Origin of the sequence: Sphingobium cyanobacteriorum (assembly GCF_030580935.1) — a bacterium.
GTDB lineage: Bacteria > Pseudomonadota > Alphaproteobacteria > Sphingomonadales > Sphingomonadaceae > Sphingobium > Sphingobium cyanobacteriorum.
On the sequence record NZ_JAUQOM010000018.1, the window covers coordinates 15,382 to 36,894 of the forward strand.

The window sequence follows — 21,513 nt, forward strand, 5'->3', positions numbered from 1 at the left end:
ACAGCATGACCGGGGAGATCCTGCTGGCGTTTCTCGCCGGGGTTGTGACAATCCTCAATCCTTGCGTGCTGCCGCTCATCCCAATCCTCGTATCCTCGGCGCTCGGGCGCAGCCGCCTGGGTCCTCTGGCCCTGGCTGCCGGGCTCGCGAGCTCATTCGCGACTTTTGGCTTCCTGATCGTCGCGTTCGGTTTTCAGCTCGGAATCGACGAGCAGGCGATCCGGATCGCTGCGGGAATCCTGCTGATTCTCGCCGGCGTACTCCTGCTCGTTCCCGCCGGCCAGGCTGCCATCAGCGCCGCTGCCAGCCCCCTGACAAACCGGGCGAACCAGATCCTGTCGCGCATCGACGGCAATGGGGCCGGCGGCCAGTTTCTGGTCGGTCTGGTGCTTGGCCTGGTCTGGGCACCATGCGTTGGCCCAACGCTGGGCGCGGCAATTGCGGCCGCGAGCCAGGGCGCCGATCTGGTAGCGGCATTTCTGACGTTCCTCGCCTTTGGCATTGGCGTGGCCCTATCGATCGTCCTGTTCGCCTACGGCTCGCGCCGGGCGTTTGGCACGCGGGCAAAGGCCCTTCAGTCATTCGCTCGCTATGCCAAGCCCGCCTTCGGTGCATCGTTGTTGATCGTGGGGCTGCTGGTCGTGACCGGGCTCGACCGTGAACTCGAAAGCATGGCTCTCGCGTTCATGCCGGATTGGCTGATTGCCTTGACGACGCGCTACTGAATCGCATCGCAATTTCTTGCCGACACCAAGACTTCGATTGAAAGGAAAGCAGATGGGTATCCAAGCCAAATTCACCGCCGGCGACCTCTTCCCGTCATTCACCTGGCCTTCCGCGGCAGGCGGACAGGCTACGCCCGCCGACAACGAAGGCTGGCGCCTGATCGTCATCTATCGGGGCAAGCATTGCCCCTTATGCAAGCAGTATCTGGCAACGCTCGAGAGCCTGAAGTCCGATTACGAGGCAGCGGGAATCTCGGTCTGGGCCCTGTCGTCGGACCCGGTCGAGCGAGCCCAGGAAGATGCCATGGCGCATGGCTGGACTTTTTCGCTGCTCGCCGGTCTTGGCGAGCAGCAGATGCGGCAACTCGGCCTTTACATGTCCTCGCCGCGCTCCCCCAGCGAGACTGACCGCAACTTTGCCGAGCCTGCCATTTTCGTGCTCAACCCCCAGGGCAGGGTTCAGATCATCGACCTGTCGAACGCGCCATTTGTCCGGCCTGATCTGAAGGGACTGCTCGGCGGTCTGCGCTACATCATGGCCAATGACTATCCGGTTCGCGGCACAGCGGATTGATCATATTGCGATCCATCCCTTAGCTTTCGGGGAGCTTCTTGATGCCCATTCCTGCGGCCACACTGGAGTCGACGATCGCTTGTCCGCATTTCGGCACGCGGGCGACCGAAATCATGCCGACCGACACCTGCCGGTTCTTCTATCACTGCGAGGGGTGTGGCGAGACACTGCGACCCCTCGAAGGGGACTGCTGCGTCTTTTGCTCTTATGGGACAAGTCCCATGCCCACCACGCCAGGGCGAGAGTTGTTGCGGCTGACCAATTGCGCGCCACAGCGCATCCTCATTCACCGCCCGGTTCGCAAGTGGCGGTGCGCAGCCAGAAGAACCATGATCGTCCCGACCATGATGACGTAGGCAACAAGGCCATAGAGCGTCATGCCGGGAATGGCCCAAAGCATGAGTGTATCGTTTCCGCCCGGCACGAGCAGCGCACCCGTTGCCATCAGCATCCCGCCAACCAGGTGGAGTGCCGCGGTACGGAATCCGGGCTGGCGCAGCCTGAAGCTGCCTCCGGCAATGGCGCTCGTCACAACGCCGGCGACGACGGCGATCGCCGCCCCTTCGACAAGTACCGTATTGGCCTCGATCCCGGACACGATCACGCGTCTCAACCCGGATGTATAGCTCCAGTCCGGATTGCAGGCGTAGACTGTGCCTCCCGCAACACCGACCAGGATCAGTGCCAGAACTGGCTGCTGGCGCAGCCGCCACCAGCGCCAGATCCCCAGGACGGCCAAGGGGGCAAACAGCACGACGCCAATAATCAGGACGCTCGATGAACGATGGAATTCAGTCTTGTCCTCGATCGCGCCGATTGGCACCGGCTGCGAACTTGCGGGCACGACTGCAAGCGCAAGCGCGATCCCTACCAACGTGAAGAGGTAAGCCAGGTCTCCTCGTCCGAGCCCGGCCACGCTCCCAAGGAAGCAGCCCTTGTTCATTGTCGCGCCCAGGCCCATGATCATGGCGCCCAGGATGACTGGCCAGCCAACCTGCAATTGGGCGGGAAGCACCACCACCTGCGGCAAGGCCAATGAAAATCCCGCCATCGTCAGTCCGGCCCAACCGATGGCAATCCAAAGTCCGAGCAGCCAATCCGGCCGGCCATCGACTACGAGACGCCGTGCGCTCGCTACCGTGCAACTGTTCGCCCGAGCCAGTGCCGCGCCGAGTACGAAGGCTGCCATGGGGGTAGCCAGATCAGCCATTCGAGTGATCGTGGCGGTGAACCGGCATGACCTCACCCCAGCTGAGCTCCCGGTGGTTGAACCCTTGTTCGAGCGTGGGTTTCACGATCCGAAAATAGGGCGACACATCGAAGTCGCGCGGGGTGAACAGGCTGTGGTGGCGGATATGCAGAATGTCCCGGACACAGCCCTGACAGTCGGGGTCGTCCATCAGTTCGCGCGTTATTTTCGGCAGGATCGGGTAGCGGATCGATTGAAAGGCCTGCGCGACCAGAGTTGAACAGATCGCCTTGGTGGGTTCGCCGCTGCCCAGTGCCAGCATCCGCCGTCGCCAACCGGTGGGAACCGGAGGTGTCGGACACAGGTAACGGGCCAGATCGACGACATTGGCCAGATCGTAGGCGTCACCAACGTGGGCCAGGGCGAAGTCGATCACGGCGCGAATATCGCCTTCCTCAAGACCGACCGGCCGGCAGATGCGGGTATGCAGTCCGGCAAACTCGGCCAGGGTGACGACGCGCACGCCCTCGACGGCATCGGCTTCGACAAAGCGCGGTTCCACAGAACGGAGCGTGTCCCCGGTGTCGATGCACAGCGCTGCGTGGGACCAGGTCGATTGCGTCAGATATTTGATGGCAGTGCTGATCCGCTGCTTGCCGTCAACCAGAAGTATGTCGCCTGGCCGGATTGTCCGGGCCAGCGCGAACTCATCGGTCGGTGCATTGGCATAGGGCGCGCGCGACGGCCCGGTCAGGTATCCGGCCAGTATCCTCCCGATAGCGAGCAGCACCCCCATCGCTCAGCCTGGCAAGGCCAGCAGGTGCGAGCGCGCCATGTCGCGCAGGACGCCTGCTTCCAGATGGGCTTCTTCGAGCAGGGCCGCGACCAGATCGCCCAGCGAGACGAGTCCGGCGAGGATCGTTCCCTTGGTTTGCACGACAGCGTGGCGGCTGCGCTGACGGGTCATGGCTCGCATCACGCTTGCGGCGTCGTCCTGGCAGTCACAGAACAGTACCGGCTTTCGCATGAACATCAGCACCGGCAATTGCAGCGCGTTGCCGCCACGCTCGGCGGTTGCGGCGACAAGTTCCTGTTGCGACACAATTCCGCGAACTTCCTGAGATCTGCGGTCAACGATGACCACCGAGCCGATCTTGCTGCGATGCATCGTTTCGACGGCTTGCGAGAGTGGCGCGGTCTCGGCAACGCATTCGATGTGCTTGCCCTTGCGGTTGACGATGCTGGAAATCTTCATTCTCGGCACTCCATGAGGATGCCCCCAGCATGGTATTCGGTTGGCCGCGAACAAGGGTTACACCTGTCCGAGCGACGCGGGTGCTATTCCGTCAAAGGCCTCTACTCAGCAGGTCGGCAATGGCGCTTTCGCTTGTTGGGGTCCCGCGCGCCATTTCCCGGCTACCCTTGAAGATCACGAGGTTGCCAAATCCGTGGAGGCGGAACCGCTTCCACGTCGCCGACGGCGCCTTCTCGCCGATCCGCAAGACCATTACCTGCCTGAACGGATCCCGGGAGTGCAGGTGATCGAGGATTGGAGCCTGGATCCTGCAAGGCAGGCACCAGTAGGCATATGTCTCGATCACGATTGTCCGCCCCAGGGCTTGCGCGGTCGCAAATGCTGTTTCGCTGAATTCAGCCGGAACAGCGGCAAGGGAAAGTTGCGGAACGAGCATGGCAACGAACAAGGCCGCAAGTCGGGATAGCGCAAGCCGCCTCATTTGGTCAGCTCGCCTTCTGGGTAGAAGGCGCGAAAGGCAAATGCGAAGTCGACGCTGTAGGCCACATTTGTCCCATCGCGTATTACACGGACGTTACCGATGTCCCAGCTGCGCGAAATTGCGCTGCGATCAAGTGCCGAATTCTGCCCCTCACGCCATTCGATACGCAGGCCATCGGCTGTCAGGACTGGGGAGTTCTTGCGGATATAGGTGAGCGACCAGGCGCGCGTTCCAACGCGGACGACGCGGGCCATCGGATCGATGCCGCGCGGCATCTTGCCCTGGAAGAGAAAGGGCTCGGGCGCCGAGTCATAGCCTTCATAGGGCGTCTGTCCGTAGGAGCTGCGACCCCAGACCGGTGGCACAAGCACGCGGCCATCGGGATGCTCCTCACGAAACAAGCGCCAGGCTTCGATCCTGGCAGGGACGACATTCAGCGCCTTGCCCACGTGAGCTCCGACAATCGCCTCACCAGTGAACTGCTGCCAGAGAGATTCCGTCTGATGGTCGTACATGACCAGATCGGAATTCCGCAGCCGGCCGGATGTGCCGAAGCTCAGCACCGAGTCATCGATCCGGCGATCGAAAACCATCGAGGTATTGCACAGGGGGCAATAGGTGACGGCGACAGGCACCCCGCACTGGTTGTGGTGGACGATCTCGTGCCAGATGAGAATCCGGTAGGGGAAGGCATAGGCGCCGCAGCTACCGACTAGGAAGATGACTGGTTCGTCTTCTCCCAGACCGGTGACTTCGCGCACCGGCACGAACACCGGATCCAGGATCGCCGGGATGCCGTCGCGCGGAACTCCCCCTGACTGGAGCTCGCGCAGGGAGATTGCGCTTCGCGTGACGTCGAGTTTCGGGAATTCCTTCTGAAGCGAGCGCGCATTTTCCGCAGCAGCCCCCACTGGCAGGAGCAGGCCTGCCGCCATTGCGCCGATAATCACGCGATGGGCCAAACTCACGCGAAAGCCTCCTTCGGGGACTATTCGAGCAGACGAAGCGAACGGTTACATCGGCCGCCTCGATCAGGAAATTGCGTCCGGCCTGTAAGGATGGCCGCGCCATGGCGACAAAGCCGACATCAACCGCAACCGAGACCTGTCTCGTCCAGCATTGGAGATCCCTCTTGTTTCCGTCCCGCTTCCTCCTGTCGGCAAGTGTGCTGGCCGTCGCTACCCTCGCCACCCCGGCCCATGCGCAGCAGGCAGGCGTCCAGATCGCGCTGGTTGATGCTTCCACCAACCAGCCCGCGGCGAATGTCGAAGTGAGGATCGAAAACCCGGATATCGGTTTCTCTCGTACCGTGCGTTCGGACGATCAGGGATTTGTCCGGGTCGAAGGCCTGACAACCGCGGGCACCTACCGCGTCACGGCCCTATCGGGCGGTAGATACGAGAGCGATCAACAGGCCAGCGTTTCGTTGCGCGCGAACTTCACCAGCAGCGTCACCCTGCGCCTCGCGCCGGCAGGCGACAGCACCATCGTGGTCACGGGTGTGCGCGGGATCACTTCGCTCAATACGGTCAATGCGGAGGTCTCGGCCTCCTTGGGCAAGGAGGAACTCGTGGCGCTGCCCATCGAGGGTCGCGACGTGCAGGGCTCGCTTATCCGCCTGCCCAATGTCGTGGCTTCGACCGGCTTCTTTCCGGAAGCCCCGGCAATCTCGATCAACGGATCGAATGGGCTCGACACCAACTATCTGCTCGACGGTCTCGACAACAACGAGAACTTTCTCGGCGGTCTCAAGTTTCCGGTGCCACTCGGCTTCACCCGCGAGGTGACGGTGCTCGCCAACTCCTATTCTGTGGCCTACGGGCGCACCGCCAATGGTGTGGTCAACTACACTTCGCCTTCAGGCAGCAACGACTATCATGGCGAGGTCTATGCGCTGGTGCGCCCTGGCCGGCCGTTCGACGCGAAATCGCCGTTCCCGCGCCGCGATCTTTCGGGCAATGCCGTGGGCGAGAGCTTCGAGCGCTACCAGGCGGGCGCGGCGATCGGTGGCCCGATCGTGCGCGACAAGACCTTCTTCTACGCCAACTTCGAGTATACCCGCGATCGCAACGTGCAGGTGGTCGATGCGCCGGCGCTGGGCGTGGTCGATACGGTAACCGGCAACAACGAGTTCTATCTCGGCTCGATCCGGCTCGATCATCGCCTGACCGAGGACTGGACGCTGGGCCTGCGCGCGAATTTCGGCCGGGTCACGATCGACCGGCCTGGCGGCGGTCTTGGCGGCGGCAACGCGACTTTCCCGTCCGCCGGATCGGATCAGGACCGCTTTTCGACCCTGGTTGCCGCCACGGCCAGCTATTCGGGCGACGAGTGGAGCTATGACGGCGCGGTCCAGTTCAGCCGGTTCCGCTGGGATTACGGCAAGCCCAAAGGGCCCGCCGGACCGCAGGTAGTCATCCGCGACCCGAGCGGTCTGACCGTGGGTGTCGTCGGGCACCCCGGGTTCGTATTCAACGACCTCGAAGAGACCTGGCAGACCACGCACCGGCTGCAGCGCAAGCTGGGCAGTCACAAGCTGAGCCTGGGCGCCGACGTCATCCATTCCGACTTCGCCCTGCTCGGTGGCGGCAATCCCGACGGAAACTACACGGTCAACCTGACCGCACCGCAGTTGGCCGCCCTTTCATCGAAGGGCATCGGCCTCACGGCGCAGGATGTCCTTGCGCTCAATCCCGCGGTGGCCAACTACTCGGTCGAGCTTCGCCCGCAGAGCTTCGGCACCGGGCAGACACAACTGGCCTTCTACGTCGAGGACGAATGGCAGCTTTCGCCCAAGCTGACGGCGACGCTGGGTTTGCGGTGGGACTATGACAGCCTCACCGCCAAGGGCGGAAAAGGCGGCGACCATGACAATTTCGCGCCGCGCTTCTCGCTCAACTATCGGCCTGATGCCCGATCGACGCTGCGGTTCGGGGCCGGCCTGTTTTACGGCAAGCTCTCCTATGCAGTGATCTCCGATGCGCTCCAGCGCAACACGACCTCGCCGGGATTCCTCGCTCAACTTGGTCAGCTTCGATCGCTGGGGATCATCCCGGCAGGAACGGACCTGTCGAAGGTGACCTTCGATGGCAACCTAACGGTCTCGCCAAATTGCACGACCGTATCGGCCTGTCCGGCGCCGGACCAGGTCCAGGCGCTGCGTGACACGGCGACGCTCGGCGAAGGTCGCATCCTCAATCCCAATGGCTATCAGAGCCCGTGGAGCCTGCAGCTGAGCGGCGGCTACCAGTTCCAGGCAACCGATACGATCACGCTCTCCGCCGATATCATCTACAGCCGCTCACATAACCTCTTTCGGCTGCGCGACCTCAATGCGCCAGCGCCCTTCACGCCCAATCTGGCCAATCTGACGCCCGCCAACATCGCGCTGTTGCAAAGCCAGCCCGATAACGCGACGCGCTTTGCCCTGGCGCAGTCGCTGGGACTGGTGCGATCGCAGGCAGATGCCGATGCGACCCGGCCGGTGGCGCTGATCGCGGGCGGTGCACGCCAGATCACCGTATCCGAGACGGCAGGCACTTCCGAATACAAGGCGCTGATCCTGCAGGTCAACAAGGCACGAGGGAGTGACAACTACGCATTTCGCCTGTCCTACACCTTGTCGAAGCTGACCAACAACACCGACGACATCAACTTCCGTGCCGCCAATTCAAACGATTTCAGCACGGAATGGGGTCCATCGGCCAACGACCGTCGTCATGTGATTTCGGCGGTCGGCTATCTCTATCCGTTGGATGGCCTTACGCTGAGCGTGGCCGGGCTGTTCCAGTCCGGTCAGCCGGTCAACCTTGTCCCTGATGCACGCATCTTTGGCACGCAGGATCTCAACGGCGACGGCGCGTCCTTCGGCGAGAACTTCGTCGGCAACTCGGATCGCTATCCGGGTGCAACGCGCAATTCGGCCCGCCTTCCTTGGTCGGCAACGGTCGATTTCGGCGTGCGCTATGCGATCCCGGCCTTCGCCGGACGGCTTGAACTCAGCGCTGACGTCTTCAACGTCTTCAACGCCAACAACCAATCCGGCTTTGCCAATGCCGCAACAACGTCCAATCAGGTGCAGTTCGGCGGTGGGGCACCCTTCGTGCAGCGCAATGCCGGGCCGCCGCGCCAGTTCCAGTTCGGAGCGGCCTGGAAGTTCTGAGGCCGGATTCGGAAGGGAGTAGCAAGCGACCATGGCGTTTTTGCAGCAAGGACAGGGGCTGATCGGCATTGCGCTGATCCTGCTGCTCGCCTGGGGCATTTCCGAAAACCGCGGGGCTATGCCCGGTTGGAAATGGATTACCGGCGCTCTAGCCATGCAGATCGGCATGGCACTGGCCTTTGTGCGGATACCGGTGATCTGGCGCGCCGTCGGCGTGATCAACCACGGTGTCGAGGCGATCGAGAAGGCGACGCTGGCCGGATCGAGCTACATGTTCGGCTATCTCGGCGGGGCGGAACTGCCCTTCGCACTCAAGCCGGGTGCCGCGCCGCCGACCGTGATCGCTTTCCAGATTTTACCCCTGATCATCGTGTTTTCGGCCCTGACTGCGCTGTTCTGGCACTGGGGACTGCTCCGCTGGCTGGTCAACGGGCTGTCGTGGGTTTTGCGCCGCACCCTCGGGGTCACGGGCGTTGTCGGCCTCAATGCCGGAGCCAACATCTTCCTTGGCGTCGTCGAAGCGCCACTGATCGTGCGGACTTACTGCGCCACCATGTCGCGCGCCGAATTGTTCGCCGTGATGGTGCTCTCGATGGCCAACATTTCCGGCGCCTTGCTGGTGCTTTACGCGACCACCTTGTCGCCGGTCCTGCCCGATGCGGTGGGGCATATGATCGTTGCCTCGTTCCTGTCACTACCCGCAGCGATCCTGATCGCGCGCATGATGGTTCCAGGCAATGCCGCGGAGCCGGACAGCGGCGAGATCGAACCCGAGGTGCATTACGATGGAACCATGGATGCGATCCTGCGCGGAACGATGGAAGGCGTGCAGCTGGTCCTGGCGGTAATCGGGATCATCATTGTCATCTTCGCGCTCGTTAATCTCAGCGACCAGATCCTGGCCAACCTGCCGCTGGTCGATGGCGCACCGATCACGCTCAAGCGCACCTTCGGATGGCTGTTCGCGCCGGTGATGTGGGCGATCGGCGTGCCGTGGGACCAGGCACCCGCGGCGGGCTCGCTGATGGGCACGAAGACCATCCTCAACGAATATGTTGCCTATCTCGAGTTCGCGAAATTACCGCTCGGCACCTTCAGTGCGCGCAGCCAGCTGATCGTGACTTATGCGCTGTGCAGCGTCGCCAACCTTGCCAGTGTCGGGCTGCTGGTTACAACCATCAGCACGTTGGCTCCTAACCGGCGCCGCGAGGCGGCGCAGCTCGGTATGAAGAGTTGGATCGCCGGAAACCTTGCCTCGGCCATGTGCGGGGCGGTGATCGGCCTGGTCACGCCGCTCTGACATGTTCGACGCCCGGCTCCGCCCCCTGATCGATCCGCCGCTCAATGCCGCAGGGCGCGCGCTGTCGCGGATGGGCATCGGCGCCAACGCCGTGACCCTGGCAGGCCTCGTTCCCGCATTGGGGGCTGCGTTTGCCATTGCCCAAGGTCACTTCACCCTCGGGCTTGTCTTGATAATCGTCAACCGACTGCTCGACGGTCTCGACGGGGCGGTAGCGCGGGCCAGCGGCATCACTGACTTTGGCGGCTATCTCGACACTCTTGCCGACTATGTCTTCTACGTCGCCGTGCCCGTGGCGTTCGGGCTGGCGAGCCCGGTCAACACCGCGCCCGCCATGCTGCTGATCGCCAGCTTCACCCTGACCTGCGCCAGCTTCCTCGTCTTTGCGGCAATCGCCGTCCGGCGCGGCAAGGAAACCGCCGCCCATGGAACCAAGAGCATCTTCTATTCGACCGGCCTCGCCGAAGGGGCTGAAACCATCGCAGCCTTCGTTGCCATGTGCCTCTGGCCAGAACGGTTCCCTTTGATCGCCATCGGCTTTGCCGTGTTGTGTCTCGCGACGGTGATCCAGCGCAGCCTGCTCGCGCGCCAAGCCTTCACGCCGGAATAGACGGCGCTATTCAGGAGAGAGACCATGCCCGTATTTCCATCGATCGAGGGCGAGCCTGCGCTCGACAAGGTTTTCAAGCGCTTTCCGCACACGGTCATGCCGCTGCTCGAATACCACGACCGTCTGCTGCGCGATCCTTCGCCGCTGAGCGTGGCTGAACGCGAGTTGATCGCGGCCTACGTTTCGGGGCTCAATTCCTGCACCTATTGCCACGGCGCCCATGTCGTTGCCGCACGCGCATTCGGCGTCGATGCCTCGCTGTTTGAGGGACTGATGGCGGACGTGGAAACCAGCGCCGTAGACGACAATCTCAAGCCGATCCTTTCCTATGTCGGGAAACTCACCCGAACGCCCAGCATGATGACCGAGGCAGATGCCGACAGGGTCTATGCCGCAGGTTGGGGCGAGCAGACGCTGTTCGACGCCGTCAGTGTCTGCGCGCTGTTCAACTTCATGAACCGCATCGTCGAAGGCTCGGGCATAAAGGCCAATCCACTCGCGGCCGATCAGGCCGAACTCGATGCCCGGATGGCCCGTATGGGCGGTGCGACCGACGATCCGCACCGGGGCGAGCGCAGTTACACCCGGCTGGCGAGCATGTGGGGAATCGACGAGGCGGGTTGACGGTTATAGAAGGCCGAGAGCTTCAATCTTGGCGTCGAGATCGATCGGGCAGGTCGCCAGAACATCGTTGTCCGCCTCATAGGCTTTGGGACCGCCGACTTTGACCAGTTCGGCCAGCGCCGCGTCTCTTTCATGGAGCAGATCGGTCAGCTCGGGCCGGTAGAGTGCGACTATGGCCGTCAGGAACCGGTTGACCAGATCGTCCTCCGGCGTCGCATCGACATTGTACCGATCGAGATGGGCGATTATCGTGTCGGCTGAATAGAGAAACTCGTCCGTCACCCAGCGGTTGGTCGTGAACCAGGCGATAGGAATGCCCTGATGATCGATCGACAGGCCGGCAATATGTGTGACGAAGGCTTGCGCCTCCTCACCATCAGCCGGTTCGGCCATGGCGGCAGCCGGATCGTCCATTTGCGAGCGATGCAGAAACAGGTGAAAGTGGCCGTGTTCTGCCGGGTCGCGGTCGCCGGGGGCGTGGACATGGTAGTACCAGCGTGATCGCGTCTCGCGGTCGCGGGCGTCGTCGTCGGGATAGTGCTCCCAGAATTGAACGTCCGATGTTGGCAGGACGCGCTGCATCAACGGTTGACCCTCTTGAGCCATGGCGGTGATCGTCTCGACAACGATCCTGGCAGCCTCAACTTGCGTCATCATGATCCATCCTGCGCGCATGATGACCGGCGGTGGGTCCACGCACCGCCGGTCATTGCGGCCATCGAGCCTTGCTGTCCACAGGCTTAGGTCGGGACAGATCCGGATGACGGGTTTGCTCAGCCGTGATGGCGGCGAGCGTGATGGCGAGCACGATGATGGGCGCGATGCGGCTTTGCTGCACACGGCTTTGCCGCGCAGCGCTTCGCAGCACATCCCGCAGCCGCACAGGGCTTGGCCGCGCAACCGGCTGCCGCGCACTTGCGGGCTCCACAACGTGCGCTGGCGCACTGTGCATAGGCTGAAGCCGACGGGACTCCTGCCGCGATGGCGAGGCCGCCCGCAACTGCGAGCAACGATGCCAACCTGCGATTTTTCATGACTCTTTCCTTCCTTGTTTTTGATCCCTGGGAATCAGGAGATCGTCGAATGTCTCGGCGAGGTGTTCAGTGTTTCGCCGCGCAAGGTTTCGCGCCGCATGGCTTTGCCGCACAGGGTTTTGCGCCGCAGGCTTTGGGGGCGCAGCCCTTCGCCGCACACGGCTTTGCGGTACAAGGTTTCGCTGCACAGGACGCCGCAGCGCAAGGCTTCGCTGTGCAACTGGCAGCCGCCTGATCGGCCATCGCAGCGCCGGCGGGTGCCTCGGCGGTGTTGTCTGCGGCCTTCGAGCAGGCAGAAGTGGCCATTGTCAGCCCGCCCATTACGGCCAGCAAGGTTGTTAGTTTGGTCTTCTTCATGGGATTCTCCCCCTTGGATTGATCAGAACGCGTGTTGGCAGGCACCATCAGGCTGCGCCCTATCGCCCGAGGGTCTGGACTGCCTCGCGGCAGCTGAAGGGAGCGGAAAGGCCGACGATGCGTGGTGGCTCAGCAGGCTGATCCACAGAGATGCACCCACGGCAAAACTCCCTTCGTAACCAGTTCGGCGGTCTGGCTGCTTTGGTTACAAGGAGGGTGAAATTTTTTGGCGGGCGGGGAAAATTGACCGATGGCCCGCGCCATCCCGAGCGGAACCGATAACGCGGCCGGGCCACGGTCAATAATGCGTCGCTTCTAGTGCAATGATAGCCCCGTGATTTTGCTCTCGGCAGACCCGGGAACATGACCGGCTCGGGCCGAAACCGGCAAGCATGGGGCAACCCCCAAGCTTCACCACCATCTGGGACACCATCCAACTTGCGAGTGTAAGGAATCTGTACCCCAGCCGACCAATCCATCACTGGAGATGGATTGCGAAGGTAAGTGATGCCCATTGAAGTCCGCCAACTGCGCTATGCCGTTCTGACAGCCGACACACAGAGCTTCTCGCGGGCCGCTGCGACCCTCAACGTAAAGCAATCGACGCTTAGCCGCCGCGTTCTGGCGCTCGAACAGCGGCTGGGCGTGAAACTGTTTGAGCGGACAACACGGGGCGCGGAGCCGACCGAGAATGGCCGTGTTTTCATCGAGCAAGCCCGTCGAATTGTCACCGACCTCGACAATCTCCAGACCACGGCGCGCAATGTCAGTTATGGTCTGCAAGGCCGTATTGCCGTCGGTTATTGCTCGCCCCTGGCGTCAGGTAACCTCAAGCTGGCGTTCTCGGACTATCTGACCCGATTTCCTGACGTCCAGTTTGACGGGATAGAAGCGGCTCCGGAAAAACTCCTGCATGGACTGCAATCCCGAACGATTGACGTTGTCGTCGCGCCAATCGGCCTTGAGGAGGCCGGGCTCAAGTCCCGACCGCTCTGGTCCGAAAAGCTGTTCGTCGTCGTCGAGGTAGGAAACCGCCTCGTCGCTCAAGAACGCATCTACTGGCAGGATCTGCGGCGCGAGGTTTTCGTCGTTCCCAATAACGGGATTGGTCCGATCCTGGGAAATCTGATCTCGGCCCGCCTGACCGAACAGGCCTATCGGCCGGCGATCATCCAGCAGGATACAAGCCTTGAGAGCGTGCTCAGTATGGTCGCCGCCAAGCGCTTCATCACGATCGCAACCGAAGCCTCGCAAGGCGTCGCCTGGCCCGATCTCCAGTTTCGCGAGATCTACGACAGCAGCGGCCCAGCCCGCCTCGAATACGCGCTCTACTGGCGCGGGGACAATGACAATCCCGCGCTGCATCGCTTCTTCAAACTGATAGAGGAGCGCTACCCAGGCTGAGTCGCGCGGCGCGTTTTCGCGTAGCTTCGGTCAGTCGCAATGAACCGCTCGATCATCGGCGGAATCAGCCGCTCGGGCGTCGGCGCACCCTTGGCATCACCGCCATTGAGCACAGCGGCATAGGCCAGCAATTCCCGGTGCAGCCGGGCCGGTACCTCAACCGTCAGCCGCACCGGCTTCTCGTCCGCCAGATCGGCCAGCTTCAGCCGCGTCATTGCCCGCCTCCCAGCACCAAGTCGCGCGTCACCAGCACCCGCACCGGAAAACCTGGTCGGATCGTCAGCGTCGGCCGCACGTTGAGTTCGCGGCTGACGATCTGCTCGCCAGCGCGGTTGATGCTGTCCTGTGTGCCGCGCCGGATCGCACGGGTGAGATCGCTGTCGTTACCTGCCCCCAATTCGGAGCCGACCCCGAGCAGCGTCGAGACCAGCGCCGCCTTGAGCACTCCGCCCCAATGGTAGTCGGTGCCGTCTTGCAACCCGGCAAATCCACGCGGATCAGATGCTGGCTGGCGTTCAAGCACGATCGAACGGCCATCGGGCAGGATCAGCCGGTTCCAGGCGAGGAGGATTCGGCTCTGACCGAACGCGACGTCGGCATCATAGTCGCCGATCAGCCGCGAGCCTTGCGGGATGAGCAAAATCCGCCCTGTCGGGCTGTCATAGACATTCTGGGTCACTTGCGCGGTGACCAGTCCGGGCAGGTCCGAGCGGATGCCGGTGATCAGCGCCGCTGGAATGACCGATCCCGCCTGGAGGATCGAAGGCGATGCCAGCCCGGCCAGGCGCTCGGCAGACACGGTGCGCCGGTCGCTGGCGCGTTCGAGAAAGCCCTGCTTGCGCGCGGCATCGGACTGCGGCGTAGTCGCTGGCGTTGCAGCCGGGGCCTCGGCGGACGGTGGAAGTCCGGCAAAGCCCGCACTTCCACCTGCCTGCGACCCACCACCGAAGAACAGGCGGCTGCCGCGCGCAGCTTCGCGTTCCTGTTCGGCCCGCTGACGGGCTGCGTCGGCGGCTGTGACCGCAGGATTGACCGGAGACGCAGGCGGCGCACCCATCGGTGGCAATGCTGCAACGTCCCCGCGCCGCTGGGCTTCGAGGATCGGCTTGCCGAGATCACCGGGGAGCGGCGGGCCGAGCTTGGGCAGCTGGCCGTAGTCCTTGGGCGCGCCCGCGAGGTTGTCGGCTACAGTCACGCCCTGGGTGTTGTAGAGTTCTTCCGCGCCCTTCCTGCCGGCAGGCTGGAGCGCGTAGATCAGCGCGCCGCCAACCAGCGCAAATCCGCAAGCCGAGGCGATGCCAATGGCTTTCCGCGACAGGCGCATGACGCGCGGCGGATCGCCGCGCAGCTTGACCGCGCTCTCGGGATCGGCGGGCGCCGCTTCGGCGCGTTCGGCCTCGTGGTCCTCGCCGGTCATGCCCGCCCCCGCCGGTTGGACACGATCCGCACAGTCTGCTGGCCTTTCCGTCCGCCAAGCCGCAGCTCGGCGCGGGCGAACAGCCGATCGACGATCAAGTAGCGGCCGGAGACCCGGTAATTGACTAGCTCGGCTTCGCCCTTGGCGCCGATCACGAACAGCGGCGGCAGTTCGCCCTGCGTGATGCTCTCGGGGAACTCGATGAACACGCGCACCCCGTCATCGAATGCGCGCAGCGGCCGCCAGTCGGGGCGATCGCCGTCGATCGCGTAACGGAAGTTGAGCGTCGCGAGATCGATGCCTGCCGCTGCTGGCGCGGCCCCGATTGCCTCGGCGCGGGCCTGATGCAAGGCGATCAGCTGGTCCTGCGGATAGGTCCACGAGACCGAGGCCATATAGACCGAAGGATTGGCCCGCAGTTCGAGATGATAGGTGCGGCGGTCGGTATTGATCACGAGATTGGTCTCGATGTCAGGGCGGACGGGTTTGACCAGAATGTGAACCCGCGCCAGCGGCCCGCTGCCACTGACCGTGTCGCCGATCATCCAGCGCGCCGTATCGCCCGAGGCGACCGGCCCCGAGCCGACCAGCTGCTCGCCGTCCTGCAAGGCGATGTCGGTCACCTGTCCGGGCTTGGCATAGACCTGATAGAGCGCGCCTTCGGTGTAGGGGAATACCTGAATCGCGTTGACGAAGCCGGTGCGCTCGGGCTGCACCCGCGCGGCCTCCATTGCCGCTCCCACCCTGTCCCGGAGAGTGGGGCGACTCTGGGATGGGCGGGAGCGGCCCGCAGCGTAGGGAGGGGTGCGCTGCGGAAACTGTTTGAGCTGGCCGGGAAGCGGCAGTGGCACAGGGATCGCAATCACCTGGGGCTGCGGAGAGGTCGCCTGCGGACCCTCGTTGGGGACCGCAGGCGATGCAGGCTGGTCCTTGGCCTGCGTGGGGGTGACGATAACGCTCGCGGAGAGTAGCGCGAGGGAAAGGATGCGCGCGGTGCGCTTGGTGTGGCTGATCATGATCCGAGTTCCTTCGACCAGTTGATGGCGTTGACGAAAATGCCGAGTGGGTTTTTGCGGACTGCATCGGGGGTGCGTGGGGTCTGGACGACGATGGTCAGGATCGCGGTCCAGCGGGTCGTCTCGGCAAGGCTGCCGTCGCGGTAGCGGCGTTCGACCCAGGCGACGCGGAAGCTGGTCGGCGAGGCACGGATCACGCTGGCCACATCCACCCCGACCTGTTCGCGCCCGATCAGGGCGAAGGGATCGTTGGTCCGGGCATAGTCGTTAAGCGCGAGGGCGCCCTTGTCGGTGGCGAAGTCATAGGCGCGCAGCCAGTTCTGTCGGACCACGATTGGGTCGTCGGGCACAGCCCGGACTTGCTCGATGAACCGCGCCAGATGGAATGCGACCTGCGGATCCGACGGCGTGTAGCTGCCATCAGCGGGTGCGACAGCCTGTGCCTCGCCGAGCTTGTCGACCTGGACCACCCAGGGAATGATCGACCCGCGCGCGCCTTGCCAGATGATTCCGCCAGTCAGGCAGGTCGAAAGGCCCAGCGCACCGAAGAAGGCGAGCCGCCAGCTTCTAGCCTGGACGCGGGCTGAGCCGATCCGATCGTCCCAGACCTGCGCGGCGCGCTGGTAGGGCGTTTCGGGTTCGGGGGTCTTGCCATAGCGGATCGAGGGTCGTCGAAACATGGGTCAGTCCTTTTCGGAAGTGTCGATGGAAGCCCCGCCGCCATGGCTGTCGCCGGATTTGAGCGTGTGGGCGGCGATGGTCGCGCCGTGCGCGATGGTTTGCCGGTCCTTCATCGCCTTGGCCCATGCAGGCTGGCCCTGATCGGCATAGGCAGACGACGCGGGCGGCGTATTGGGTCCAGGGGTAATTGAGCCGCCGGTGTTGGTGATTGCGGCGCGGCTGCCTTCGCGGAACGACTGCTTCACGCCGTCGCCCGCCTTACGCAGCGGCGAGGTTGCGGCACCCACAGCGGCATCGCCGACTGCGGCCATGCCGGAGCCGACCGCAGCCGCGCCGGATTTGCCTGCCGAGCCCAGAGCATAGGCCATGGTTGCCCCGCCCGCCGCGCGCGAGGTGCCGTGCGCCACGCTGGACGCAGCGCTGGCGACCGCGCCACCTGCCATGCGCGCACCGGCAACCGCGCCTGCAGCGGCACCGCCTGCAAGCAGCGCAGTCCCAGCTGCTGCGCCTGCACCAAGTTGCGGACCGCCAGAGACGATACCATTGGCGATGCCGGGGCCGAAGATGCCCAAGCCGAGCAGCGACAGACTGGCGAGCACGATCGACAGCGCGTCCTCGATGGTGGGTTCGCCCTGAATCGCGCTGGTGAACTCGGTAAAGATGGTCGAACCGATGCCGACGATCACCGCGAGCACCAGCACCTTGATGCCCGAGGAGACGACGTTGCCGAGCACACGTTCGGCCATGAAAGCGGTCTTGCCGAACAGTCCGAACGGGATCAGCACGAACCCGCACAGCGTTGTCAGCTTGAACTCGATCAGGGTGATGAACAGCTGGATCGCGAGAATGAAGAAGGCGATGATCACGATCGCCCAGGCAATCAGCAGGATGACGATCTGCAGGAAATTCTCAAAGAAGCTGACGAACCCCATTAGGTCCGAGATCGAATCCAGCAACGGATGGGCGGCATCGAGCCCGACCTGGGCGACCCGTCCGGGTTGCAGGAGCTCTGCTGCAGAGAACCCGGTGCCGCTTGCCTTGAGTCCGAGCCCGGCGAAGCTCTCGAACACGATCCGAGCGAGCGCGTTCCAGTTGCCGATGATGTAGGCGAACGCGCCGACGAACAGCGTCTTTTTGACGAGCCGGGCGATGATGTCCTCGTTCTCTCCCCACGACCAGAACAGCGCGGCGAGCGTCACGTCGATGACGATCAGGGTGGTTGCGATGAACGCGACCTCGCCGTGCAGCAGACCGAACCCGCTGTCGATGTAGCGCGAAAAGATGTCGAGGAAGCGATCGACAACGCCGGTGCCACCCATGTCACTGTTCTCCTTGGGGTGCGGCATCCGTCGCTGCCGCCCGCGGCAGCACCGAGTTTTCGCCGGACGTCTGCGGAGCGGGCTCGGCCTGCCTAGTCTTGCCGAGGAAGCGTCGCTGCTTTTCCGCCCAGGCGGCATGACAGTCGGGATCGCGTGCAGCCGCCTCGCCCATCGCGTTGCACTGGCGCAGTTGGTCGGCGAGCGGATCACTGTCAGGGTCTGTCACATCGACCACTTCGGGTACTGCCCGGACCGGCTCTTCGCGCAGCTGCAGCGCAGTCATCGTGATCGCGACGGCGACAAAGGCGACCGCACCGATCCGCGCGAAGAGTTTGGTGTCCATCGGCTCAGTTCCGGAACATCTGAACCGAAGTGGCGACGTAGCCGCGGCCCGGCGTCAGGAAGCGCCGGAGCTGTTCGCGCGCCTGTGCCTTGGCGGCAGCGGCATTGGCGGCGTCAAGCGATTGCGCGCGACCCAGAGTCGCCATCGTTGCCGTCAAGTCGGCAAGCTGCTGCGACTGAACCGCAAGGAGCTGGTTGCCGGCTTGTGCAGCCTGCAGAGCGCCGGTTGCCGATTGGCTGGCGGTCAGCAGCGTTTCGATCGACTGGCGGGTTCCCTCGATGTTGCCGACTGCACCGGCCTGCACCTTGAGCGCATCCTCGAAGGCGGCGACGCTGTTCTGCCAGCGGCTCTCGGCACCCTGAACCATGCTTGCCTGCGTTCCGGTGAGGTTGAGGCTCTTGTATTGGCTCTCGAACTGGGTCTGGAGCTGCTGCACGTCGGTCGAAATGCGCTGAGCCTGCCCGATCAGCTGCTGGGTCTGCCGGATCTGCTGCTGGAGCGGCGCCAGTACGCTTGTCGGGAGGCTGGCGAGATTGCGCGCTTCGTTGATCAGCGAGGTCGCTTGGTTCTGCAGTTGGCGGATCTGGTTGTTGATCTGCTCGAGCGTGCGCGCGGCGGTCAGTACGTTCTGTGCGTAGTTCGAAGGATCGTAAACGATCCCGCCGAACTGGGCATAGGCCGGCGCGGGCACCAACGCTGTGGCGGTCAGTGACAGCACCGCGACACCGGCGGCGAGCATCTGACGCAAGCGGGAGGACTTCATGGGCATTACTCCTTGGGTTGGCCCAATTGGGCGGGGGGAATGGGTTCGGGAGCTGGAAGCATGTCGGCGGCCCAGGCGAGGCCGCGATGGAGCAGCCAGGCGGCAGCAAAGCCCGCCGTGCCATGCGCTTCGGTCAGTTCGGCAATCGCCAGCTGGTCGGCCTTCGAGGAGGTCGCGGTGTAGGCGAGCGCGACTTCTCCCAGGCCCAGCTCGAACAGCCGGTTGCCGCGCGCCGACTGGCAGTAATAGTCGCGCTTGGGCGTCGCCCGTGCGACGATCTCAATCTGCCGGTCGTTGAGCCCGAACCGGCGGTAGATCGACAGGATCTGCGGCTCGACTGCACGCTCATTGGGAAGGAAGATGCGGGTCGGGCAGCTTTCGATGATAGCGGGTGCGATTGCGCTGGTCTCGATGTCGGCGAGGCTTTGGGTCGCAAACACCACGCTCGCGTTCTTTTTGCGCAGCGTCTTGAGCCATTCGCGCAGTTGCGCTGCGAAGGCCGGGCTGTCGAGCACGAGCCAACCCTCGTCGATGATGATCATCGTCGGCGAGCCGTCGAGCCGCCCTTCGATGCGGTGGAACAGGTAGGACAGCACCGCAGGCGCTGCCGCCGAGCCGGTCAGCCCCTCGGTCTCGAAGGCCTGGAAGCTCGCTTCGCCAAGATGCTCGACCTCGGCATCGAGCAGCCGTCCGAACGGCCCGCCGATGCAGTAGGGTGCCAGCGCCTGTTTCAAGGCCTGCGACTGGAGTAGCACGGCGAGCCCGGTAAGCGTGCGTTCGGCGATGGGTGCGGTGGCCAGCGAGCCGAGTGCCGACCAAAGATGCTCCTTGGTGGCGGGATCGACGGTTACGCCCTCTGAAGTCAGGATGGCCTGAAGCCATTCGGCCGCCCAGTTGCGTGTCGCAGGCTCGTCGATCCGCGCCAGCGGCTGCAACAGCACCGCACCCGCACTGTCGTCGGAAAGACTGGTGCCCAAGTCCTGCCAGTCGCCGCCGCAGGCGAGCGCAGCAGCCCGGATCGAACCGCCAAAATCGAACGCAAAGACCTGGGATCCAGCGTAACGCCGGAACTGCAGCGCCATCAGCGCTAGCAGCACCGATTTGCCCGCACCGGTTGGACCGACGATCAGCGTATGGCCTACATCGCCGACATGGAGTGAAAACCGGAACGGGGTCGAACCTTCCGTCCGCGCATAGAAGAGCGGAGGGGCGCGAAAATGTTCGTCCCGTTCCGGCCCGGCCCACACGGCCGAGAGGGGAATCATGTGGGCCAGGTTGAGTGTGGAAATCGGCGGCGTGCGGACATTGGCGTAGACATGGCCGGGTAGCGAGCCGAGCCAGGCCTCGACCGCGTTCATACCCTCGACGATCACGGTGAAATCGCGGCCCTGAATGACCTTCTCGACCAGCCGCAGCTTTTCGGCAGCTAGTGCTGAATCCTCGTCCCAGACCGTTACCGTGGCGGTGACATAGGCCTGACCGACATGATCGGCGCCAAGCTCCTGCAGCGCCGCATCGGCATCGGCGGCCTTGTTCGAGGCATCGCTGTCGAGCAGTGTCGATGCCTCGTTGGTCATCACCTCCTTGAGGATCGCGGCAACCGACTTCCTCTTCGCGAACCACTGCCGCCGGATTTTGGCCGTCAGCTTGGTCGCGTCGGTCTTGTCGAGCATCACTGCGCGGGTTGACCAGCGGTAAGCGAAGGCGAGCCGGTTGAGTTCGTCGAGCAGGCCCGGGAAGGTGCTGCTGGGAAAACCGACCACGGTCAGCGTGCGCAGATGCGCGCGGCCCAGGCGAGGCTCGAGCCCGCCAGTCAGCGGTTCGTCGGTCAGCAGCGCGTCGAGGTGCATTGGGGTTTCCGGAACCCGGACCCGGTGAACCCGCGTCGAAATGCAGCTGTGCAGGTAGGTCAGCGTCTCGCTGTCATCGAGCCAGGCGATCTCAGGCACGAAGCCTTCGACCAGTCGCAGCAACCGTTCGGTGCGGTCGATGAAGAGGTCGAGCAGTTCCTTGGGGTTGATACCCTTCTCGGCCTTGCCCTCGTAGAGCCAGCTTTCGGCGCGTGCCGCGTCCTCGGCGGGCGGCATCCACAGCAGGGTCAGAAAATAGCCGCTCTCGAAATGTGCCCCTTCCTCGGTGAGAACGGCGGAGCAATATTCGACCACGGTAGCGGCGGGATAGTCCTGCTGCGGGCGGCGTAAAAGTCGTCCACCTTGAAGCCTTTCTGCCGAGTCAGGGAGGTGTGGGGATCTACAGCGT

The 21,513-nt window shown here is 63.7% G+C and carries 23 protein-coding genes; 8 read left to right on the forward strand and 15 right to left on the reverse strand.

Annotated features, from left to right (window positions below; all coding sequences use genetic code 11):
• Window positions 1-5: 5 nt before the first annotated feature.
• From Q4610_RS19370 to Q4610_RS21745, 3 genes are read left to right on the forward strand one after another with little or no spacing between them, the layout of a single operon-like run.
• Window positions 6-725 (forward strand): cytochrome c biogenesis CcdA family protein, encoded by a 720-nt coding sequence (locus Q4610_RS19370; RefSeq protein ID WP_304537511.1) that lies wholly within the window; start codon window positions 6-8, stop codon window positions 723-725.
• 52 nt (window positions 726-777) lie between these two features.
• Entirely contained in the window at window positions 778-1,299 is a 522-nt protein-coding gene (locus Q4610_RS19375) for a peroxiredoxin family protein (protein WP_304537512.1), read from the forward strand.
• Between the two features lie 41 nt (window positions 1,300-1,340).
• Window positions 1,341-1,655 carry a GDCCVxC domain-containing (seleno)protein gene (locus tag Q4610_RS21745; protein WP_482241489.1) on the forward strand — a complete coding sequence of 105 codons (315 nt, stop codon included), beginning with the start codon at window positions 1,341-1,343 and terminating at the stop codon, window positions 1,653-1,655.
• Here Q4610_RS21745 and Q4610_RS19385 read toward each other — a convergent pair.
• The 5 genes from Q4610_RS19385 to Q4610_RS19405 all read right to left on the reverse strand — a co-directional run bounded on the left by Q4610_RS19385 (window position 1,586) and on the right by Q4610_RS19405 (window position 5,192).
• Window positions 1,586-2,509 (reverse strand): YeeE/YedE thiosulfate transporter family protein, encoded by a 924-nt coding sequence (locus Q4610_RS19385; RefSeq protein WP_304537513.1) that lies wholly within the window; start codon window positions 2,507-2,509, stop codon window positions 1,586-1,588. The two genes, Q4610_RS21745 and Q4610_RS19385, sit on opposite strands and share 70 nt — an antisense overlap.
• On the reverse strand, window positions 2,502-3,284 hold the full coding sequence (locus Q4610_RS19390) for a YiiX/YebB-like N1pC/P60 family cysteine hydrolase (RefSeq protein WP_304537514.1): 783 nt from the start codon (window positions 3,282-3,284) through the stop codon (window positions 2,502-2,504). The genes Q4610_RS19385 and Q4610_RS19390 overlap by 8 nt, the downstream gene beginning before the upstream one ends.
• Before the next feature lie 3 nt (window positions 3,285-3,287).
• Complete coding sequence (locus tag Q4610_RS19395; RefSeq protein ID WP_304537515.1) at window positions 3,288-3,743, reverse strand: CBS domain-containing protein; 456 nt, start codon at window positions 3,741-3,743, stop codon at window positions 3,288-3,290.
• A gap of 91 nt (window positions 3,744-3,834) precedes the next feature.
• The gene (locus Q4610_RS19400) at window positions 3,835-4,224 is read right to left on the reverse strand and encodes a TlpA family protein disulfide reductase (protein WP_304537516.1); all 390 of its coding nucleotides are present in this window, start codon (window positions 4,222-4,224) and stop codon (window positions 3,835-3,837) included.
• Window positions 4,221-5,192 carry a DUF3179 domain-containing protein gene (locus Q4610_RS19405; protein WP_304537517.1) on the reverse strand — a complete coding sequence of 324 codons (972 nt, stop codon included), beginning with the start codon at window positions 5,190-5,192 and terminating at the stop codon, window positions 4,221-4,223. Before Q4610_RS19405 ends, Q4610_RS19400 begins: the two co-directional genes overlap by 4 nt.
• 101 nt (window positions 5,193-5,293) lie before the next feature.
• On the opposite strand from Q4610_RS19405, the gene Q4610_RS19410 reads away from it, so the two are divergent.
• From Q4610_RS19410 to Q4610_RS19425, 4 genes are read left to right on the forward strand one after another with little or no spacing between them, the layout of a single operon-like run.
• Window positions 5,294-8,386: a TonB-dependent receptor gene (locus Q4610_RS19410; RefSeq protein ID WP_304537518.1), complete on the forward strand. Its 3,093-nt coding sequence runs from the start codon at window positions 5,294-5,296 to the stop codon at window positions 8,384-8,386.
• Between the two features lie 31 nt (window positions 8,387-8,417).
• Window positions 8,418-9,686, forward strand: a complete 1,269-nt coding sequence (locus tag Q4610_RS19415; RefSeq protein ID WP_304537519.1) for a NupC/NupG family nucleoside CNT transporter — start codon at window positions 8,418-8,420, stop codon at window positions 9,684-9,686.
• Between the two features lies 1 nt (window position 9,687).
• Entirely contained in the window at window positions 9,688-10,296 is a 609-nt protein-coding gene (locus tag Q4610_RS19420) for a CDP-alcohol phosphatidyltransferase family protein (RefSeq protein WP_304537520.1), read from the forward strand.
• A gap of 24 nt (window positions 10,297-10,320) precedes the next feature.
• The gene (locus tag Q4610_RS19425; RefSeq protein WP_304537521.1) at window positions 10,321-10,920 is read left to right on the forward strand and encodes a carboxymuconolactone decarboxylase family protein; all 600 of its coding nucleotides are present in this window, start codon (window positions 10,321-10,323) and stop codon (window positions 10,918-10,920) included.
• Between the two features lie 3 nt (window positions 10,921-10,923).
• On the opposite strand, the gene Q4610_RS19430 is transcribed toward Q4610_RS19425, so the two are convergent.
• Complete coding sequence (locus Q4610_RS19430; RefSeq protein WP_304537522.1) at window positions 10,924-11,835, reverse strand: DUF6969 family protein; 912 nt, start codon at window positions 11,833-11,835, stop codon at window positions 10,924-10,926.
• A 153-nt stretch (window positions 11,836-11,988) separates the two neighbouring features.
• Window positions 11,989-12,174 carry a hypothetical protein gene (locus Q4610_RS19435; protein ID WP_304537523.1) on the reverse strand — a complete coding sequence of 62 codons (186 nt, stop codon included), beginning with the start codon at window positions 12,172-12,174 and terminating at the stop codon, window positions 11,989-11,991.
• A 644-nt stretch (window positions 12,175-12,818) separates the two neighbouring features.
• On the opposite strand from Q4610_RS19435, the gene Q4610_RS19440 reads away from it, so the two are divergent.
• Complete coding sequence (locus tag Q4610_RS19440; RefSeq protein ID WP_304537524.1) at window positions 12,819-13,715, forward strand: LysR family transcriptional regulator; 897 nt, start codon at window positions 12,819-12,821, stop codon at window positions 13,713-13,715.
• Here Q4610_RS19440 and Q4610_RS19445 read toward each other — a convergent pair.
• From Q4610_RS19445 to trbE, 8 genes are all read right to left on the reverse strand, one after another.
• The gene (locus tag Q4610_RS19445) at window positions 13,703-13,930 is read right to left on the reverse strand and encodes a DUF2274 domain-containing protein (protein WP_304537525.1); all 228 of its coding nucleotides are present in this window, start codon (window positions 13,928-13,930) and stop codon (window positions 13,703-13,705) included. The two genes, Q4610_RS19440 and Q4610_RS19445, sit on opposite strands and share 13 nt — an antisense overlap.
• The gene (locus Q4610_RS19450) at window positions 13,927-15,132 is read right to left on the reverse strand and encodes a TraB/TrbI/VirB10 family type IV secretion system protein (RefSeq protein WP_304537526.1); all 1,206 of its coding nucleotides are present in this window, start codon (window positions 15,130-15,132) and stop codon (window positions 13,927-13,929) included. The genes Q4610_RS19445 and Q4610_RS19450 overlap by 4 nt, the downstream gene beginning before the upstream one ends.
• Window positions 15,129-16,148 carry a P-type conjugative transfer protein TrbG gene (gene trbG / locus Q4610_RS19455; protein ID WP_304537527.1) on the reverse strand — a complete coding sequence of 340 codons (1,020 nt, stop codon included), beginning with the start codon at window positions 16,146-16,148 and terminating at the stop codon, window positions 15,129-15,131. Before trbG ends, Q4610_RS19450 begins: the two co-directional genes overlap by 4 nt.
• Window positions 16,145-16,828 carry a conjugal transfer protein TrbF gene (gene trbF / locus Q4610_RS19460; RefSeq protein ID WP_304537528.1) on the reverse strand — a complete coding sequence of 228 codons (684 nt, stop codon included), beginning with the start codon at window positions 16,826-16,828 and terminating at the stop codon, window positions 16,145-16,147. Before trbF ends, trbG begins: the two co-directional genes overlap by 4 nt.
• A 3-nt stretch (window positions 16,829-16,831) precedes the next feature.
• Complete coding sequence (gene trbL, locus Q4610_RS19465) at window positions 16,832-18,148, reverse strand: P-type conjugative transfer protein TrbL (protein ID WP_304537529.1); 1,317 nt, start codon at window positions 18,146-18,148, stop codon at window positions 16,832-16,834.
• 1 nt (window position 18,149) lies between these two features.
• Window positions 18,150-18,491, reverse strand: coding sequence for a putative entry exclusion protein TrbK-alt (gene trbK-alt / locus Q4610_RS19470; RefSeq protein ID WP_304537530.1), 342 nt, complete (start codon window positions 18,489-18,491; stop codon window positions 18,150-18,152).
• A 4-nt stretch (window positions 18,492-18,495) separates the two neighbouring features.
• A complete protein-coding gene (gene trbJ / locus Q4610_RS19475; RefSeq protein ID WP_425262591.1) occupies window positions 18,496-19,254 on the reverse strand; it encodes a P-type conjugative transfer protein TrbJ in 759 nt (252 codons plus the stop codon).
• A 5-nt stretch (window positions 19,255-19,259) separates the two neighbouring features.
• A partial coding sequence (gene trbE / locus Q4610_RS19480) for a conjugal transfer protein TrbE (protein ID WP_304537531.1) occupies window positions 19,260-21,513 on the reverse strand: 2,254 nt, incomplete at its 5' end.

Bases quoted from the DNA above. Each gene is read 5' to 3' on its own strand.
- Q4610_RS19370 (WP_304537511.1), top strand. From the start codon at position 6: ATGACCGGGGAGATCCTGCTGGCGTTTCTCGCCGGGGTTGTGACAATC.
- Q4610_RS19375 (WP_304537512.1), top strand. From the start codon at position 778: ATGGGTATCCAAGCCAAATTCACCGCCGGCGACCTCTTCCCGTCATTC.
- Q4610_RS21745 (WP_482241489.1), top strand. From the start codon at position 1,341: ATGCCCATTCCTGCGGCCACACTGGAGTCGACGATCGCTTGTCCGCAT.
- Q4610_RS19385 (WP_304537513.1), bottom strand. From the start codon at position 2,509: ATGGCTGATCTGGCTACCCCCATGGCAGCCTTCGTACTCGGCGCGGCA.
- Q4610_RS19390 (WP_304537514.1), bottom strand. From the start codon at position 3,284: ATGGGGGTGCTGCTCGCTATCGGGAGGATACTGGCCGGATACCTGACC.
- Q4610_RS19395 (WP_304537515.1), bottom strand. From the start codon at position 3,743: ATGAAGATTTCCAGCATCGTCAACCGCAAGGGCAAGCACATCGAATGC.
- Q4610_RS19400 (WP_304537516.1), bottom strand. From the start codon at position 4,224: ATGAGGCGGCTTGCGCTATCCCGACTTGCGGCCTTGTTCGTTGCCATG.
- Q4610_RS19410 (WP_304537518.1), top strand. From the start codon at position 5,294: ATGGCGACAAAGCCGACATCAACCGCAACCGAGACCTGTCTCGTCCAG.
- Q4610_RS19415 (WP_304537519.1), top strand. From the start codon at position 8,418: ATGGCGTTTTTGCAGCAAGGACAGGGGCTGATCGGCATTGCGCTGATC.
- Q4610_RS19420 (WP_304537520.1), top strand. From the start codon at position 9,688: ATGTTCGACGCCCGGCTCCGCCCCCTGATCGATCCGCCGCTCAATGCC.
- Q4610_RS19425 (WP_304537521.1), top strand. From the start codon at position 10,321: ATGCCCGTATTTCCATCGATCGAGGGCGAGCCTGCGCTCGACAAGGTT.
- Q4610_RS19440 (WP_304537524.1), top strand. From the start codon at position 12,819: ATGCCCATTGAAGTCCGCCAACTGCGCTATGCCGTTCTGACAGCCGAC.
- Q4610_RS19445 (WP_304537525.1), bottom strand. From the start codon at position 13,930: ATGACGCGGCTGAAGCTGGCCGATCTGGCGGACGAGAAGCCGGTGCGG.
- Q4610_RS19450 (WP_304537526.1), bottom strand. From the start codon at position 15,132: ATGACCGGCGAGGACCACGAGGCCGAACGCGCCGAAGCGGCGCCCGCC.
- trbG (WP_304537527.1), bottom strand. From the start codon at position 16,148: ATGATCAGCCACACCAAGCGCACCGCGCGCATCCTTTCCCTCGCGCTA.
- trbF (WP_304537528.1), bottom strand. From the start codon at position 16,828: ATGTTTCGACGACCCTCGATCCGCTATGGCAAGACCCCCGAACCCGAA.
- trbL (WP_304537529.1), bottom strand. From the start codon at position 18,148: ATGGGTGGCACCGGCGTTGTCGATCGCTTCCTCGACATCTTTTCGCGC.
- trbK-alt (WP_304537530.1), bottom strand. From the start codon at position 18,491: ATGGACACCAAACTCTTCGCGCGGATCGGTGCGGTCGCCTTTGTCGCC.
- trbJ (WP_425262591.1), bottom strand. From the start codon at position 19,254: ATGAAGTCCTCCCGCTTGCGTCAGATGCTCGCCGCCGGTGTCGCGGTG.